The sequence below is a fragment of the Staphylococcus muscae genome (genome assembly GCF_003019275.1).
Lineage (GTDB): Bacteria > Bacillota > Bacilli > Staphylococcales > Staphylococcaceae > Staphylococcus > Staphylococcus muscae.
On the sequence record NZ_CP027848.1, the window covers coordinates 2,058,916 to 2,075,648 of the forward strand.

At 37.2% G+C, this 16,733-nt stretch carries 16 protein-coding genes; 13 read left to right on the top strand and 3 right to left on the bottom strand.

All coding sequences use genetic code 11. The features are described from left to right. Positions 1-33: 33 nt before the first annotated feature. Positions 34-921 carry a 5'-nucleotidase, lipoprotein e(P4) family gene (locus tag C7J88_RS10205; RefSeq protein ID WP_095115937.1) on the top strand — a complete coding sequence of 296 codons (888 nt, stop codon included), beginning with the start codon at positions 34-36 and terminating at the stop codon, positions 919-921. Between the two features lie 48 nt (positions 922-969). Here C7J88_RS10205 and C7J88_RS10210 read toward each other — a convergent pair whose 3' ends face one another. Then, positions 970-1,164 (bottom strand): DUF2929 family protein, encoded by a 195-nt coding sequence (locus C7J88_RS10210; RefSeq protein ID WP_095115939.1) that lies wholly within the window; start codon positions 1,162-1,164, stop codon positions 970-972. A 150-nt stretch (positions 1,165-1,314) separates the two neighbouring features. On the opposite strand from C7J88_RS10210, the gene C7J88_RS10215 reads away from it, so the two are divergent. Both C7J88_RS10215 and fabF read left to right on the top strand, forming a co-directional pair. Beyond that, positions 1,315-2,256, top strand: a complete 942-nt coding sequence (locus tag C7J88_RS10215) for a beta-ketoacyl-ACP synthase III (RefSeq protein WP_095115941.1) — start codon at positions 1,315-1,317, stop codon at positions 2,254-2,256. Positions 2,257-2,272: 16 nt separating this feature from the next. Next, positions 2,273-3,517 (top strand): beta-ketoacyl-ACP synthase II, encoded by a 1,245-nt coding sequence (fabF, locus tag C7J88_RS10220; RefSeq protein WP_095115943.1) that lies wholly within the window; start codon positions 2,273-2,275, stop codon positions 3,515-3,517. 62 nt (positions 3,518-3,579) lie between these two features. Here the strand turns inward: fabF and C7J88_RS10225 are convergent, their stop codons facing one another. Next, entirely contained in the window at positions 3,580-3,960 is a 381-nt protein-coding gene (locus C7J88_RS10225) for a DUF3899 domain-containing protein (RefSeq protein WP_095115945.1), read from the bottom strand. A 253-nt stretch (positions 3,961-4,213) separates the two neighbouring features. On the opposite strand from C7J88_RS10225, the gene opp3b reads away from it, so the two are divergent. The 6 genes from opp3b (at position 4,214) to C7J88_RS10255 (ending at position 10,694) form a co-directional block, all read left to right on the top strand. Next, a complete protein-coding gene (gene opp3b / locus C7J88_RS10230) occupies positions 4,214-5,140 on the top strand; it encodes an oligopeptide ABC transporter permease (RefSeq protein WP_095115947.1) in 927 nt (308 codons plus the stop codon). Continuing rightward, entirely contained in the window at positions 5,140-6,201 is a 1,062-nt protein-coding gene (gene opp3C / locus C7J88_RS10235) for an oligopeptide ABC transporter permease (protein ID WP_095115949.1), read from the top strand. The genes opp3b and opp3C overlap by 1 nt, the downstream gene beginning before the upstream one ends. 136 nt (positions 6,202-6,337) lie before the next feature. Next, positions 6,338-7,411: an ABC transporter ATP-binding protein gene (locus C7J88_RS10240; protein ID WP_095115951.1), complete on the top strand. Its 1,074-nt coding sequence runs from the start codon at positions 6,338-6,340 to the stop codon at positions 7,409-7,411. Beyond that, on the top strand, positions 7,412-8,353 hold the full coding sequence (locus C7J88_RS10245; protein WP_095115952.1) for an ABC transporter ATP-binding protein: 942 nt from the start codon (positions 7,412-7,414) through the stop codon (positions 8,351-8,353). It begins immediately after the preceding gene. Positions 8,354-8,374: 21 nt separating this feature from the next. Continuing rightward, positions 8,375-10,039 carry a peptide ABC transporter substrate-binding protein gene (locus tag C7J88_RS10250; protein WP_095115953.1) on the top strand — a complete coding sequence of 555 codons (1,665 nt, stop codon included), beginning with the start codon at positions 8,375-8,377 and terminating at the stop codon, positions 10,037-10,039. A gap of 106 nt (positions 10,040-10,145) precedes the next feature. Further along, the gene (locus tag C7J88_RS10255) at positions 10,146-10,694 is read left to right on the top strand and encodes a DUF4256 domain-containing protein (RefSeq protein WP_095115955.1); all 549 of its coding nucleotides are present in this window, start codon (positions 10,146-10,148) and stop codon (positions 10,692-10,694) included. Positions 10,695-10,749: 55 nt separating this feature from the next. Here the strand turns inward: C7J88_RS10255 and trpS are convergent, their stop codons facing one another. After that, positions 10,750-11,742, bottom strand: coding sequence for a tryptophan--tRNA ligase (gene trpS / locus C7J88_RS10260; protein ID WP_095118116.1), 993 nt, complete (start codon positions 11,740-11,742; stop codon positions 10,750-10,752). 315 nt (positions 11,743-12,057) lie between these two features. Here trpS and spxA point away from each other — a divergent pair, with 315 nt between their 5' ends. The 4 genes from spxA (at position 12,058) to pepF (ending at position 16,464) form a co-directional block, all read left to right on the top strand. Continuing rightward, positions 12,058-12,453, top strand: coding sequence for a transcriptional regulator SpxA (gene spxA, locus C7J88_RS10265; protein ID WP_044360477.1), 396 nt, complete (start codon positions 12,058-12,060; stop codon positions 12,451-12,453). Between the two features lie 322 nt (positions 12,454-12,775). Further along, the gene (locus C7J88_RS10270; protein WP_095115957.1) at positions 12,776-13,483 is read left to right on the top strand and encodes an adaptor protein MecA; all 708 of its coding nucleotides are present in this window, start codon (positions 12,776-12,778) and stop codon (positions 13,481-13,483) included. Positions 13,484-13,609: 126 nt separating this feature from the next. Continuing rightward, positions 13,610-14,569 carry a competence protein CoiA gene (locus C7J88_RS10275; RefSeq protein WP_095115959.1) on the top strand — a complete coding sequence of 320 codons (960 nt, stop codon included), beginning with the start codon at positions 13,610-13,612 and terminating at the stop codon, positions 14,567-14,569. Between the two features lie 83 nt (positions 14,570-14,652). Then, on the top strand, positions 14,653-16,464 hold the full coding sequence (gene pepF, locus C7J88_RS10280) for an oligoendopeptidase F (RefSeq protein ID WP_095115961.1): 1,812 nt from the start codon (positions 14,653-14,655) through the stop codon (positions 16,462-16,464). Positions 16,465-16,733 lie beyond the last annotated feature (269 nt).

Sequence of the window (16,733 nt, forward strand, 5' to 3'; positions counted from 1 at the left end):
TCAACCCAAAATATACATATAAGGGTGATGTAGATGAATCAATGGACAAAAACTTCAGCGGTACTTTTGGCGTTAGGTCTTGTGACAACATCTGTACCACATGATGCACAAGCTGGAAGTGATGTCGCCGTACAACAGCAGCAAATGACTGAGGAAGATGCAACAGCACAATTAGCTTCACAAAATATGATGGGCGTGGCTTGGTATCAAAATTCTGCTGAAGCTAAGGCACTATATGCACAAGGTTACAATTCAGCGAAAGAAGCACTAGATGAACAAATTAAAAAACATAAAGGCGGGAAAAAGCTAGCCATTGCTTTAGATATTGATGAAACGGTATTAGATAACTCACCATATCAAGCATATAATACATTGCAAGGTGCATCATTCCCTGATGGTTGGCATGAATGGGTACAATCAGCGCAAGCAAAACCTGTTTATGGGGCAAAAGATTTCTTGAAATATGCAGATGAGCACGATGTAGAAATTTTTTATGTCTCAGATCGTTCTCATGAAGAAGACCTTCAAGCAACGATTAAAAACTTAAAACAACAAGGTTTACCACAATCTGATGAAGCACATGTATTGCTTAAAAAAGAAGGGGAACATGGCAAAACAGAACGCCGTGATCGCATTAAAACAGAATATCGCCTTGTACAATTATTCGGTGACAACTTGTTAGATTTTGATGAGCCGAAAGTAGCGACACTTGAAGGACGTGAAACATTCGTAAAACAACATGAAGATGATTTTGGTAGCAGATATATCATCTTCCCGAATCCAATGTACGGTAGTTGGGAAGCCACTTTATACAACAACGACTACAGCATCAGCGCTGAGCAAAAATCTGAATTACGTCAATCATCCATTACTTACTTTGACCCAGAAACACAACAGTTGAAACAAGGTGCAGTTAAATAATTTATTAAAAAAGCCATTGCGTTGAGAAAAACGCAATGGCTTTTAACATTAATGTGAGTCGGTTACTTGATTCGTTGGTGTTGATCCGACTGTATCTAAGATTAAGATAATGACAAAAACAAAAGCTGCTAATGCGATAGGTGTGACTACATTAAGTGGTCCGCCACCGCCTAAGCTATTTAGTACGAAGTTCACCATCTCAAATAATACAACAGCCCAGATAAACGTAATGATATATTTCATTATGTACACGCCTCCATTTTTGCTGATAGTGTTATTATAAAGCTCTTTTGTGCAATTGTATAGTGTCGCCATGTGTATCGCTTGTCAACTTTTAGTACCTTGTGTTAAATTAATACCTGGTATTAAAAAATAAAAGAAGGTGTTCAAACCATGAATGTAGGAATTAAAGGATTTGGCGCTTATGTTCCAGAACGTGTGGTTGATAATCGTTATTTTGAAGCATATCTTGATACATCAGATGAATGGATTTCACAAATGACTGGTATTAAAGAACGTCGCTGGGCGGATAAAGAACAAGATACATCAGATCTCGCATATGAAGCGAGTGTGAGGGCAATAAAAGATGCAGGTATACAACCGGAAGATGTGGACATGGTTATTGTTGCAACATCAACGGGGGATCATCGCTTTCCAACAGTTGCAAATAAGTTACAAGAACGCTTAGGATTATCTAAAGTAGCGTCTATGGACCAACTTGCTGCGTGTACAGGCTTTATGTATAGCATTGTGACTGCAAGAGCGTTTATACTATCAGGAGATTATAAAAATATTTTAGTTGTAGGTGCAGAAAAGTTATCTAAAATTACAGATTTGAATGATCGTGGCACTGCCATTTTATTTGGAGATGGTGCAGGGGCTGCTATTATTGGCGAAGTGTCTGGAAATCGTGGTATTCTAAGCTATGAAGTGGGTTCAGATGGTATTGGCGGAAAGTACTTATATCAAGAACAAGAAACAGACATGATTCGTATGAATGGACGTGAAGTTTTTAAATTTGCTGTACGTGTGATGGGAGAGTCTTCAGCACGAGTAGTAGAAAAGGCAGAACTTACTGCGGACGATATTGATATGTTTATTCCACATCAAGCGAATATTCGTATTATGGAATCAGCACGTCAACGATTAGGTTTACCAAAAGAAAAAATGAGCGTATCAGTGGATAAATATGGAAATACCTCTGCTGCATCAATTCCACTTAGCATTGATTTAGAATTAAAGAATAATCGTATTAAAGACGATGATATTTTAGTTCTAGTTGGATTTGGTGGCGGACTTACATGGGGTTCAATGGTTATTCGCTGGGGGAAATAAATGAGGAGGAAACGCAATGACAAAGAAACAACGAGTGGTAATCACAGGACTTGGTGCGTTATCACCTATCGGAAATGATGTTCCTACAATGTGGCAAAATGCATTAAATGGTATGAACGGTATTGATAAGATTACACGTATTGATACTGAACCATTTCAAGTTCATATCGGTGGGGAACTGAAAGATTTTAACATTGAAGACCATATTCCTAAAAAAGAAGCACGCAAAATGTCTCGCTTTACACAATATGCAGTTGTGGCAGCACGACAAGCTGTGGCGGATGCACAGCTAGACATTAATGAGTCAAACGCTGACCGTATTGGTGTTTGGATTGGTTCAGGTATCGGTGGTATGGAGACGTTCGAAGAGTCATATGAACAGTTGAAAAAACGTGGGCCAAGACGTGTTAGCCCGTTTTTTGTACCGATGTTAATTCCTGATATGGCAACAGGGCAAGTGTCGATTGATTTAGGTGCTAAAGGGCCGAATGGTTCTACTGTAACAGCATGTGCCACAGCGACAAACTCTATTGGAGAGGCATTTAAATTCATCGAACGTGGTGATGCAGATGCAATGATTGCAGGAGGTACGGAGGCACCGATTACGAATATGTCCATTGCTGGCTTCAGTGCGAGCCGTGCGTTATCAACAAATAACGATCCAGAAACTGCATGTCGTCCATTCCAAGAAGGACGTGATGGCTTTATTATGAGTGAAGGTGCGGGTATCGTTGTATTGGAATCATTAGAGTCGGCACAAGCACGTGGTGCACAAATTTATGCTGAAGTTGTTGGTTATGGTTCAACGGGTGATGCACATCACATTACAGCACCGGGTCCAGACGGTGAAGGTGGCGCTCGTGCGATGAAAATGGCATTGGATGATGCAAACATCACACCGGATCAAGTGCAGTATTTAAATGCACATGGTACAAGTACGCCGATTGGTGATTTATTTGAAATTAAAGCGATTAAATCGACTTTCGGTGATGCAGCGTATCAGTTGAAAATTAGTTCTACGAAATCAATGACGGGTCATTTACTAGGTGCGACAGGAGGGATTGAAACAATCTTTTCTGTGTTGTCTATACGTGATGGCAAGATTGCACCAACGATTCATGCAGATGCGATGGATCCAGAGATTGACTTAGATATTACACCGAATGAAGCGGTAGACCATGACATTACTTATGCGATGAGTAATAGTTTAGGATTTGGCGGTCATAATGCAGTATTAGTATTTAAAAAGTTTGAACAATAAGTAATATACAAAGCGCGTACTCTCGTAAACATGTTTGAATGTTTATGAAAGTACGCGCTTTTTTATGCTGCGATAAATGCAAATATAAAGGAAATAATAAGATATATAACGTTGATAAGTAATGATGGTTTAATCCACGGTTGAACGAAATAACTATCACGTTTTGGAGTTTTAGGGTTGTAAAATTCATCTTCTTCATACATTTCGCGGTTCTTTTTACGCATTAATTGATAACGAAACTTCCTAAAACCGTAACTTGTCACATCAAATATGCCTTCTTGAACGAGTAATAACATAAAGAGCATGATGATCATAATAATGGATACTGTAAAAAAGATATTGATGAAATTAATCCATGAGTGAGCGCCTGCTAGCCAAACAAAAAAAGTGATGATAGGCGTCAGAAAAATATATATTATCGTGTTCAAATTAATACGATTCATTGGTTTCCTCCATCGTTAGAATGTCAATCTAATTATACAATATTTTAAGCTAACTTTTTATAATCATCAACAATTCAAAAGTTTTATGTTAAAAATAAATTGCTTGAAATGTTGCTACAATAACATTCTTTATACTTCAAAATATTTATATTAAAAAAACTTATTGAATATAAAATATTGAAAGATTATAATAACATTAATATTTCTGAAAATTTAGAAGGGAATGTTAATTGAACAAAGGGGGAAGCTACATATGCTTAAATACACACTTAAGCGTTTGCTGTACATGGTTATTTCATTAGTGATTATTATTTCCATAACTTTTTTCCTAATGAAATTAATGCCAGGTTCTCCATTCAATGATGAAAAGTTGAGTGAAGAGCAAAAAATTGTCCTTAATGAAAAATATGGACTGAATGATCCATTACCAGTGCAATATATTAACTACATGACAAATGTTGTGAAGGGAGATTTCGGAAACTCTTTCCAATATGATGGGCAACCTGTTTGGGAATTGATTCAACCGAGATTGATTCCATCATTTCAAATGGGACTTATTGCGATGGCTATTGGAGTTGTACTTGGTGTGATATTGGGAGTGATTGCTGCAACAAAGCAGAACACATGGGTCGACTATTTAGCTACGCTTATCTCAGTCATTGCGATATCTGTCCCATCATTCGTATTGGCAGTCTTATTGCAATATGTATTTGCAGTGAAGTTGCAATGGTTTCCTGTTGCAGGATGGGAAGGTCTATCTACAACGGTATTACCGTCACTCGCATTGTCAGCCGTTGTTCTGGCAACAGTGGCACGTTATATTCGAGCAGAGATGATTGAAGTGTTGAGTTCAGATTACATATTATTAGCACGCGCAAAGGGGAATTCAACTTATACAGTTTTGTTTAGACATGCATTGAGAAATGCCTTGATTCCAGTGATTACAATTCTTGTTCCTATGTTGGCAAGTATCTTAACAGGTACATTAACAATCGAAAATATTTTCGGTGTGCCAGGATTAGGGGATCAATTCGTACGATCAATCACAACAAATGACTTCTCTGTCATTATGGCGATTACATTATTGTTTAGTACATTGTTCATTGTATCGATATTCCTTGTCGATGTACTGTATGGATTGATTGATCCACGTATTCGTGTACAAGGGGGTAAAAAATAATGACGAAAGACTTACACCGTTTACCAAAAGACGATCCGTCAGGTGCAACAATGGCTCAAACGACGGGCGTTATGCACGAAGACTTTGTTCGCACAGGAAGACCGGATCTTGACCAACAAGCATTACAGCGGGAAGGACGTACATTTTGGCAAGATGCATGGACGCAACTGACACATAATAAACTGGCAGTTGTTGGTTTGGTTGGGTTACTACTTATTTTATTTCTCGCATTAGTTGGGCCTCTTATGAATAGTTATACGTATGCTGAACAAGATGTAGAACGTCGTAATTTACCACCAAAAGTAGCAGTACTCGATAAAGTACCGTTCTTACCATTTGACGGTGCCGGAGTTGAAGGGAATGCTTACGAGAAAGCAAATGTAAAAGAAAACTTCTGGTTCGGGACAGACCAATTGGGTCGAGATTTATGGACACGTACATGGAAAGGTGCACAAGTGTCATTATTTATCGGTTTTGTAGCAGCAGTACTTGATATTTTTATTGGTGTAATTTACGGGGCGATTTCGGGATATTTCGGTGGGCGTGTAGATAATGTCATGCAACGTATTATCGAAATTATTTCATCTATTCCGACATTGATTGTCGTCATTCTCTTTGTATTAATTTTCGAACCGTCAATTTGGACAATTATTTTGGCGATGACGATTACTGGATGGATTGGTATGAGTCGTGTTGTTCGTGGAGAATTTTTGAAATTGAAAAACCAAGAATTTGTATTAGCATCACGCACACTTGGAACATCAGACTTAAAATTGATTTTCAAACACATTTTACCGAATACATTAGGAGCGATTATCGTAACATCAATGTTCACAGTACCCAATGCGATCTTCTTCGAGGCATTCTTGAGCTTTATCGGTATTGGGGTACCGGCACCGCAATCTTCACTAGGTTCATTAGTAAATGAAGGTCGTGCGATGTTATTGATTCACCCTCATGAATTATTTATTCCAGCACTTGTTTTAAGCTTATTAATTTTATTTTTCTATTTATTCAGTGACGGTCTACGCGATGCATTCGACCCTAAAATGCGTAAATAAACGAAGGTATGAAGGGAACGTTTAGGGATTGAGCAGAATGTAAGCAATGAACAAAGTTGATTTTCAAATTTTGGAAAGCTGAGAAATTCTGTCGAAAGCCCTGCTCCCAGAACACTGACAAGAGGAGGATGATACCATGTCTGAACATATTTTAGAAGTGAAGGACTTGCATGTTTCCTTTGATATTACGGCAGGGGAAGTGCAAGCGGTTCGTGGTGTGGATTTTTATTTAAATAAAGGGGAAACGCTAGCCATTGTAGGTGAATCTGGCTCAGGTAAGTCAGTGACAACAAAAGCAATTACAAAGCTATTTCAAGGGCCAACTGGCAAAATTAAAAAAGGACAAATTATTTTTGATGGGGAAGATTTAACGCAGAAATCAGAAAAAGAACTGATGAAATTACGTGGTAAAGAAATTTCGATGATTTTCCAAGATCCGATGACGTCATTAAACCCTACAATGAAAATTGGCAAACAAGTGATGGAGCCGATTGTTAAGCATATTGGTCTCAGTAAAGCAGACGCTAAAAAACGTGCAATTGAATTGTTGAAGTTAGTAGGTTTAAAAAATGTTGAAAAACGATTCAATGCATATCCACATCAATTTTCGGGTGGACAACGTCAACGTATTGTTATTGCTTTAGCATTAGCATGTGAGCCTAAGGTTTTAATTGCAGATGAGCCGACAACAGCACTTGACGTAACGATGCAGGCTCAAATTTTAGATTTGATGAAAGAGTTACAGCAAAAAATTGATACAGCGATTATATTCATCACGCATGACTTAGGTGTCGTTGCGAATGTAGCCGATCGTGTCGCTGTCATGTATGGTGGACAAATGATTGAAACAGGTAATGTGGATGAGGTTTTCTATGATCCACGTCATCCATACACTTGGGGTTTATTATCATCGATGCCTGATTTAGAAACAGAAGGGGACACGGAATTATTAGCGATTCCTGGGACGCCGCCTGACTTAGTGCATCCACCTAAGGGAGACGCATTCGCAGCGAGAAGTGAATACGCATTAGCGATTGACTTTAAAGAGGCGCCACCATGGTTTAGTGTTTCTCCAACACATTTTGTACGTTCATGGTTGCTGGATGAGCGCGCACCAGTCGTTGATCCACCACCGATTGTAAAACGAAAACAGCGTGAGATGCCGAATAATTTCGACAAACCAGAACGTGTAGAAAGGGTGTCGTTTTAAATGGGAAACAGGGAGAAACTTGTAGAAGTACAAAACTTGAAACAATACTTTAATGTTGGTAAGTCGAATGAAGTACGTGCGATTGACGATATTTCATTTGATATTTATAAAGGAGAAACGTTTGGCCTTGTTGGCGAATCAGGCTCGGGGAAATCAACAACAGGAAAAGCAATTATTAAATTAAACGTTGTGACAGATGGTAAGGTGCTTTACGAAGGGGTTAATATACAAGAAATCAAAAACCGCAAAGAGTTATTGAAGTTTAATAAAAAGATTCAAATGATTTTCCAAGATCCATACGCATCATTGAATCCACGTTTAAAAGTAATGGATATTGTTGCAGAAGGAATTGATATACACGGACTTGCATCTGATCGTCGAGACCGAAAAAAGCGTGTGTATGACTTATTAGAAACGGTAGGATTACGAAAAAGTCACGCCAACCGTTATCCACATGAGTTCTCAGGAGGACAACGTCAACGTATCGGTATTGCGCGTGCCCTTGCTGTTGAACCAGAGTTTATCATTGCCGATGAACCCATTTCTGCACTAGACGTATCGATTCAAGCACAAGTTGTCAATTTGATGCAGAAGTTAAAACGTGAACGCAATATTACGTTTTTATTCATCGCACATGATCTCTCAATGGTGAAGTACATATCAGATCGTATTGCGGTTATGCACCTTGGCCGTATTGTTGAGATTGGTACCGCAGATCAAATCTACAACAATCCAGTGCATCCATATACACAATCATTGTTATCAGCCGTACCACAGCCTGATCCAGAAACAGAGCGAACAAGAAAGCGTATTGCCTATAAGCATGATCCAAGCAAAAATGATGCGCGTAAGTTACATGAAGTGGCGCCTGATCATTTAGTGTTTGCGACTGAAGAGGAACTCGAAAAGTTTCAGGCAGATTATCAAAAAGAACGTGTATAATTTTTGAAAGGGGAATGTCAAGTGAAGACACGGAGAACATTGAAAATATTTGCGCCACTTTTAGCTGCCGTACTTGTCCTGTCAGCATGTGGAAGTGGCGAAGGGATTTATGATGATAAAGGACAAGTCTTTCGTAAAGTAATTCCACAAGATATGTCATCACTAGATACGGCGAAAGTAACAGATGCTGTTAGCTTTGACACGTTCAACCAAGTGTATGAAGGATTGTATGTCTTGGATGGAAATGATAAAGCACAGCCAGGTGTAGCCAAAGGGAAACCGAAAATTTCTGAAGATGGTAAGACATGGACTGTGAAGTTAAGAGAAGATGCGAAATGGTCAAACGGTGACCCAGTAACGGCACATGACTTTGAATTCGCATGGAAACGTGTTGTCGATCCAGATACAGCTTCAGAGTATGCTTATATTATGTATGACTTAAAAAATGCAGAAGACATTAACATAGGTGAAAAGAAACCAAACGAACTTGGTGTGAAAGCGTTAGATGATCATACGTTACAATTTGAATTAACGAAACCATTGCCATACTTTAAAGAGATGCTCGCTTTTGGAACATTTATGCCACAAAATGAAAAAGTCGTGAAAAAATATGGCGAACGCTATGGTACAAATGAAGATAAAGCAGTATACAATGGACCATTTAAAGTAAAAGAATGGGCAGTAGAAGATAAAATTTTATTAGTTAAAAATGATAAATATTGGGATAAAGATGTTGTGAAGTTAGACAAGATTAACTACAAAGTCTTGAAAGATCAACAAGCTGGTGCGTCATTGTATGATACGAAGTCTGTTGATGATACATTAATTACGGCAGAACAAGTTGAAAAATATAAAGATGATCCAGCTTTAAAGAAACGTCTTCTTGCGGCAACATTTTTCTTGAAGTTGAATCAAGGGACTGTGCCTGCATTTAAAGATAAGCATATGCGATTGGCTTTAGGTCAAGCTGTTGATAAGGAAGCTTACGTGAATGCCGTGTTAAACAACGGTTCGGAACCGAGTGATGGTTTTACATCAAAAGCAACTGCCAAAGCACCGGATGATTCAGACTTTGCGGATCAAATCGATTCACCACTAGTTTATAATCCTGAAAAAGCGAAAGAAAACTATGAAAAAGCGAAGGAAGCATTAGGTGAAGATACATTTACATTTAAGTTAAATACTGAAGATACACCTGCATCAAAAGTATCAGCCGAATTTATTAAAGCACAAATTGAGAAAAACTTACCGGGTGTAACGATTAAAATTCAACAGTTACCATTCAAACAGCGTATTGCACGAGAACAAAGTGAAAACTATGATATTTCACTTTCTGGTTGGGGTCCAGACTATCCTGACCCATTAACATTCTTAAACATCATGACAACTGGTAACTCATCAAACAATACTGGTTGGGGCAACAAAGAGTACGATAAGATGTTGAAAGATTCTAATGGCGCATTACTACAAAAAGAAGAAGAGCGCAATCAAACATTAATTGATGCGGAAGAACTTCTATTGAACAATGCACCAATCACGCCGATTTATCAAAAAGGGGAAGCCCATTTGACAAACCCACAAGTGAAAAACTTGCAGTATCATAATATCGGTGGCGATACGACATTGAAATATGTGTATATTGATAAAAGTATTGATCGAGAAACAGGTAAAAAGAAAGAGAAATAACAATTGAGAACAGAGTCCTTTGAGATATAAGGGCTCTGCTTTAATGTGTCGCCATTTGAAGGAAGACTTGTTATCATATGAATATCATTGTTTAAGGAGAAACTAAATGACTAAAATAACAGAAACAGAGAAAGAAGCTTTATTAGTTATATTAAAAACACGTTTTGAAAAATATCCAGAACGTCATGAAGCAATCACTTGGGATGAGGTAGAACAAAAATTGTTGGCATCTGACACAAAGTTATGGTCAGTGAGTGAAATGGAACGTACTGAAGGAGAACCAGATGTTATTGTGCTAGAAGATGGTCAGTACGCATTTGTAGATTGCTCAGCAGAAAGTCCTAAAGGGCGTAGAAGTGTTTGCTATGATCAAGCTGCATGGGAATCACGTAAGAAGTATAAACCTGAAACAAGTGCTATCGCAATGGCAGAAGAGATGGGGGTTGAGATGTTAACAGAATCTCAATATCGACATCTTCAGACATTTGGTATCTTTGATAAGAAAACATCGAGTTGGATTGTGACACCTGATCATATTCGTGACTTAGGTGGGGCATTGTTCTGTGATTACAGATACGGTACTGTGTTCACATATCATAATGGTGCAGAATCTTATTATGGGGCCAGAGGATTTCGAAGTATGGTTAAAATATAAAAAGAGAGGTTGACTGTCGAAATGTGACAGTTAACCTCTCTTTTATGATTATTTTCTATTTTGTTTTACGGCCTAAGCCCATCGCTTTTTCCATCTTTTTCAATGTTTTGAATGATGCGCGTTGTGCTTTATCACGGCCTTCATCTAAAATTTCATCTAATCGATCTGATTCATAGAATGTATTGAACTTTTCTTGGAAGTCGATTAAGAATTTCTCAACGATATCTGCTAAATCACCTTTGAAAGCACCGTATCCTTGACCTTCATATTGTGACTCTAATGTAGCGATTGATTTATCCGTCAAGCTTGAATAAATGGTCAACAAGTTAGAGATACCAGGTTTATTTTCTTTATCATATTTAATGATTCCGTCAGAGTCTGTAACTGCACTTCTGATTTTTTTCGCAGCAAGGCGTGGTTCATCTAATAATGAGATAAAGTTTTTCTGATTGTCATCACTCTTACTCATTTTTTTAGTAGGGTCTTGTAAACTCATGACACGGCCACCGACTTTAGGCATTTGAATTTCAGGTTTAACAAGCACATCATTATAGCGACTGTTAAAGCGATCAACGAGGTTACGCGTTAACTCAATATGTTGTTTTTGGTCATCGCCAACTGGTACGATGTCTGTATTATACAAGACGATATCAGCTGCCATGAGTGGTGGATATGTGAGAAGACCGGCTGGGATCCCATCATTTTGTTTTTGTGCTTTATCTTTATATTGCGTCATACGTTCTAACTCACCGATGGATGAAATCGTTGTTAACATCCATCCTGCTTGTACGTGAGCAGGGACTTCTGACTGAATAAATAAAGTAATCTTATCTGGATTAAGTCCTGATGCAAGATAAATTGCTGCTAATTGACGAATTTGTTTGCGTAATTTCAAACGGTCTTGAGGGACTGTGATGGCATGTTGATCAACAATACAGAAGAAGCAATTATAATCATCTTGAATTTCTGCAAATTGTTTCAGTGCGCCGATATAATTTCCTAATGTAGGAATACCGCTTGGTTGAATGCCGGAAAATAAAGTTTTCATCATTAAAAAGCCTACTTTCTATCATGTATATTCTTTTTCCTATTATAACAGTATTTTAATTGTTTGTAATTTGTGATAAGGTATAAATATCAATTGGTTAGACAAGTTCATACGACTAAAGTCTGATTATTTGAATAAAAATATTTTAATTGCATTTTCTCATTTAATTTTAATGTTGACCACATATAATAAAATCATAACGTTAGAAGACAAGGGCTAAAGTTTTAAAACGTTTTGACATATATTGTGCAGTCAAACATGAAACGTTAAAAATGATGATGAATGTAAATTCATTAAACTAGGAGAGTGAGATGTATGGTAACATTATTTACTTCACCAAGTTGCACATCTTGCCGTAAAGCGAAAGCATGGTTACAAGAACATGACATTCCGTATACGGAGCGAAATATTTTCTCTGAGCATTTAACATTAGATGAAATCAAAGAGATTCTAAAAATGACTGAAGATGGAACAGATGAGATTATCTCAACACGTTCAAAAACTTATCAAAAGTTGAATGTGGATATCGATTCATTACCACTTCAAGATTTATACACAATCATTCAAGATAACCCAGGTATCTTACGTCGTCCAATCATCCTAGACGAGAAGAGATTACAAGTTGGTTACAACGAAGATGAAATTCGCCGATTCCTACCACGCAAAGTGCGTACGTTCCAATTGCTTGAAGCACAACGTATGGTAGACTAATTCAATTTTGAAGACACTTTTTTAATTTAAATATTTGACTGTTCATGGTTGATTGCGTCCGTGAATAGACACGAAACAGTGCGTCGCATGCGTGCTGTTTTTTTGTATCTTCTTTTATAAAATCACGTGTTGAGACTCGTTTTAGAGCGATGTTTCTAAGGTTGAACACGCAAGCATTATCATTTAGAAAAAAATACAATATGTTATAATAAAGATGTAAAAATGAGTATCATAAATAAGTAGTAAACAAAAAAATTGTATTTTTGAAGTTGATTTCATACAATAGGGATACTATTCATCAACTGTAAGGGAGTGTGATGATATGAGAATAGAGCGCATTGATGATATGACTGTTAAATTATTTATCACATATACGGATATTGAGGCACGTGGCTTCAGAAGAGAAGATTTGTGGACGAATCGTAAACGTGGAGAAGAGTTCTTCTGGTCAGTTATGGAAGAAGTCAATGAAGAAGAAGACTTCGTTGTCGAAGGTCCGTTATGGATCCAAGTTCATGCTTTTGAAAAAGGTGTGGAAGTGACGATTTCAAAATCTAAAAATGAATCAGAAATGGGTATGTCAGAGGACATGAACGCCTTTGAGGAAATCGACAACCATTTAAGTGATCTTTTATCTCAGTCATTCAAAGAGCATGACGAAGCTGAACCACAAAATCATGCGACAAAGAAAGAACAAAAAGCACAAAGAAGTGTATCAAGTGGTAATGTACCATTAACACCAACAGCTATTTTCAAATTTGACGACTTAGAGTCAGTCATTGCATATGCACATCGTCATAATCAGCAATTGACGCAGTTTGAAGATTTACTGTACATGTTAGACCAACAATATTATTACGTTGTTCATTTTGATGCACGTGTGACAGAAGATGAAATTCATGACTTTTACAGCCAAATGTTAGAATTTGCATCATTGAGTGACAAAACAGAATTATATCTTAATGATTACGGTAAGATTGTAATGAGCTATAACGTGACAGAACAAGTCAAACGTTATTTCACATTATAAGTATCTTAAAAAGTAGCACATTGCAACCCGCTTTTTTATCAAAGTGGAGCAGTGTGCTTTTTATTTGTTAAAAAGTGTGATGAGTAAATAACGGAATCTATGCGTGTTATAAGTTGAGGTGATTGGATGTTAACAGCTTATAACGAAAAACAAGAACGTGTGCTTGCACGTAATGCGCATAAAGATGCATCGTATTACTGTCCTGTATGTCATGAACAACTGATTCTCAAGCAAGGCAATAAAAATATTGCACATTTTGCGCATGGACGTCAGTGTGCGCATCATGCCAATGGCGAGACTTTATTACATTGTAAGTTAAAATTATTGCTATTTCATATAATGTCAAATTATGATAATGATGTACAACTCGAACCTTACTTATCGGATATTCAACAAATACCGGATATTGTTGTAGGTAAATATGCGATTGAAGTCCAATTGAGTCCATTGCCTATCCAACAAATGCATAAAAGAACGGAAGGGTTGGTGCGTGCTGGTTATCGTGTTATCTGGTTGACAACATTACCAAGATATCGACATGGTGTTTACTATTTAAACCAGCTACAACAAAATTGTATTGATCCATTGCACTGTGAGATGTACGGGATTCATCCAATTAACTATCAATTATATCGTTTGAACAATATGGTGAGTCTTACCGCACGTCAATTTCATGCAGATTGTGAGCCAATTGCATATGAACAGTTGCTTTCAGATGACATACGAAATAGTGTAGGGATGATAACAGTGCGCAAACTCGCAACGGCACGTATTATGCAATATTTAGTACAATGTCGACGTAAAAGAAGTGTCCATGACCCAGTGTTGTCACTGGTCTATCAGATGAAATTGACCGAAGCACAAGTTATTCAACTGACAGGGTTTATATTTCCAGAACAAATTCATGTGTATACGCATCCAGTGTTATGGCAGTTGAAAGTTTTTGAAGCTCTGAGATATCAACGTGATCCATGCCATGTACTAGCGCGTTGTATTAAGCTGCGTCAATTTGCAATAGGAAACTATTCATCGCTCGAAATCATTACACAATTAGTAGAGCGATATAGAAAGATTATAAAATTATAAGAAAATTATGTCTATTTTTTGACAAAAATAAACTTAAAATGAGAAAATAGTATAACTCATCTCATAAATCAAGGAGGAAAAGTATGACGAACCAAAGAACACGTACAGAACAAGAACAAAAATTTCCACAGCACACATGGGACTTAACAACGATTTTTAAAGATGATGCGGCTTGGGAAGTAGCCTATGATCAAGTAGCAAACCGTATCGGTGAAGAAGAACAATTCAAAGGACATCTCGGTGATGATGCGGAAACACTTTATGCGGCACTGAGATTACAAGATGAAATTGAAGTGGATTTGGAAGCTGTCTATGTTTATGCACATTTAAAACAAGACCAAGATACAGGGAATGATCACTATACTGGATTAGAATCACGTGCGCACCAATTAATCATCCGATTCAGTTCGGCGTGGAGTTTCTTAGTTCCTGAGTTGTTACAAATTGAAGAAGAGAAGATTCAATCATTTTTAGCATCACATGAAGGATTAAAACATTATGCCTTTGCACTAGAAATGATTAATCATAAACGTCCACATGTCTTAGATGCGGATAAAGAAAAATTATTGACGGAAGCACAAGATGCGCTATCAACACCAAGCAATGTATACAGTATGTTCGATAATGCAGACTTAACATTTGAAGATGTAACAGACAAAGATGGAAACAAACACTCATTAACTCAAGGAACATTCATTAAATATCTAGAGTCAGATGACCGCCAATTACGTCAGTCAGCATATGAAAACGTCTATAAAGCATATGGAGCATATAATAATACTTTAAGTGCAACATTAGCTGGAGAAGTGAAAAAGCATGTTTTCAATGCACGTGCTCATAACTATAAAACAGCCCGTGAACAGGCACTTAGCAACAATTACATACCAGAAGAAGTATACGATAATCTTGTAAAAACTGTACACAAATACTTGCCATTACTTCACAGATATACTGAGTTGCGCAAAAAGTTATTAGGTATTGATGACTTGAAAATGTACGATATGTATACACCACTTGTGAAGGATATTAAGTTTGATATGCCCTATGAAGAAGCAGTTGAGTGGATGTTAAAAGGATTAGCACCAATGGGTGAAAACTACTTAAAAGTCATCAAAGAAGGTTTGGATAACGGCTGGGTAGATGTGTATGAAAATAAAGGGAAGCGTTCAGGTGCATACTCTTCAGGGTCTCATCAAACAAACCCGTTTATCTTATTAAACTGGTCAGATACAGTTTCGGATTTATTTACATTGGTACATGAATTTGGTCACTCAGCGCATAGCTATTTCAGTAGAGAAAACCAATCTTCAACATATAGTGGCTATTCAATCTTTGTTGCTGAAGTTGCTTCTACTTGTAACGAAGCATTATTAAGTCATTATATGGAACAGCATCTTGACGACAAACGTCGCTTATTGTTACTAAACCAAGAGTTAGAACGCTTCAGAGCAACGTTATTCCGTCAAACAATGTTTGCGGAGTTTGAACATAAAATTCATACGATTGAAGAAGCAGGAGAGCCTTTAACTGCACACCGTATGAATCAAGAATATGCACAATTAAATCGTCAATATTTTGGTGATGTAGTAGAAACAGATGACTTTATCAGCAAAGAGTGGTCACGTATTCCACACTTCTACATGAACTATTATGTTTACCAATATGCGACAGGGTATAGTGCAGCGCAAAGTTTAAGCCATCAAATCTTAACAGAAGGTGAGCCAGCAGTAGAAAGATATGTCAATGAGTTCTTGAAAAAAGGTAGCTCAAACTATCCAATCGAACTATTGAAAAATGCAGGTGTGGATATGACAACACCACAGCCAATTGAAGATGCATTGCACGTATTTGAACAAAAATTAGATGCCTTTGAAGCATTGATGGAATCATTATAAAATGAATTCGTTTACAATTTGACGGATTTGTGAAAAGTTTAATTTTTGCAAGTTAAAGGGTTGAAACCTTGGTATGAGCATGATATATTATGAACATGAAATTAATCACATAACAAACATACCCCTTTGTTTGAAGTGAAAAATTTCTCCCATCCCCTTTGTTTAGCGCCGTGTTAGAGCACGGCGTTTTTTTTATGCTTTTTTAACGCTTAAAAAACCTCACCACAATCAGTTTTAAAGATTGTGGTGAGGTTTTAATCATAACGAGC

What these genes read in the sequence shown, in the direction of transcription:
- C7J88_RS10205 (WP_095115937.1), top strand. Translation starts at nt 34, where the DNA reads ATGAATCAATGGACAAAAACTTCAGCGGTACTTTTGGCGTTAGGTCTT.
- C7J88_RS10210 (WP_095115939.1), bottom strand. Translation starts at nt 1,164, where the DNA reads ATGAAATATATCATTACGTTTATCTGGGCTGTTGTATTATTTGAGATG.
- C7J88_RS10215 (WP_095115941.1), top strand. Translation starts at nt 1,315, where the DNA reads ATGAATGTAGGAATTAAAGGATTTGGCGCTTATGTTCCAGAACGTGTG.
- fabF (WP_095115943.1), top strand. Translation starts at nt 2,273, where the DNA reads ATGACAAAGAAACAACGAGTGGTAATCACAGGACTTGGTGCGTTATCA.
- C7J88_RS10225 (WP_095115945.1), bottom strand. Translation starts at nt 3,960, where the DNA reads ATGAATCGTATTAATTTGAACACGATAATATATATTTTTCTGACGCCT.
- opp3b (WP_095115947.1), top strand. Translation starts at nt 4,214, where the DNA reads ATGCTTAAATACACACTTAAGCGTTTGCTGTACATGGTTATTTCATTA.
- opp3C (WP_095115949.1), top strand. Translation starts at nt 5,140, where the DNA reads ATGACGAAAGACTTACACCGTTTACCAAAAGACGATCCGTCAGGTGCA.
- C7J88_RS10240 (WP_095115951.1), top strand. Translation starts at nt 6,338, where the DNA reads ATGTCTGAACATATTTTAGAAGTGAAGGACTTGCATGTTTCCTTTGAT.
- C7J88_RS10245 (WP_095115952.1), top strand. Translation starts at nt 7,412, where the DNA reads ATGGGAAACAGGGAGAAACTTGTAGAAGTACAAAACTTGAAACAATAC.
- C7J88_RS10255 (WP_095115955.1), top strand. Translation starts at nt 10,146, where the DNA reads ATGACTAAAATAACAGAAACAGAGAAAGAAGCTTTATTAGTTATATTA.
- trpS (WP_095118116.1), bottom strand. Translation starts at nt 11,742, where the DNA reads ATGAAAACTTTATTTTCCGGCATTCAACCAAGCGGTATTCCTACATTA.
- spxA (WP_044360477.1), top strand. Translation starts at nt 12,058, where the DNA reads ATGGTAACATTATTTACTTCACCAAGTTGCACATCTTGCCGTAAAGCG.
- C7J88_RS10270 (WP_095115957.1), top strand. Translation starts at nt 12,776, where the DNA reads ATGAGAATAGAGCGCATTGATGATATGACTGTTAAATTATTTATCACA.
- C7J88_RS10275 (WP_095115959.1), top strand. Translation starts at nt 13,610, where the DNA reads ATGTTAACAGCTTATAACGAAAAACAAGAACGTGTGCTTGCACGTAAT.
- pepF (WP_095115961.1), top strand. Translation starts at nt 14,653, where the DNA reads ATGACGAACCAAAGAACACGTACAGAACAAGAACAAAAATTTCCACAG.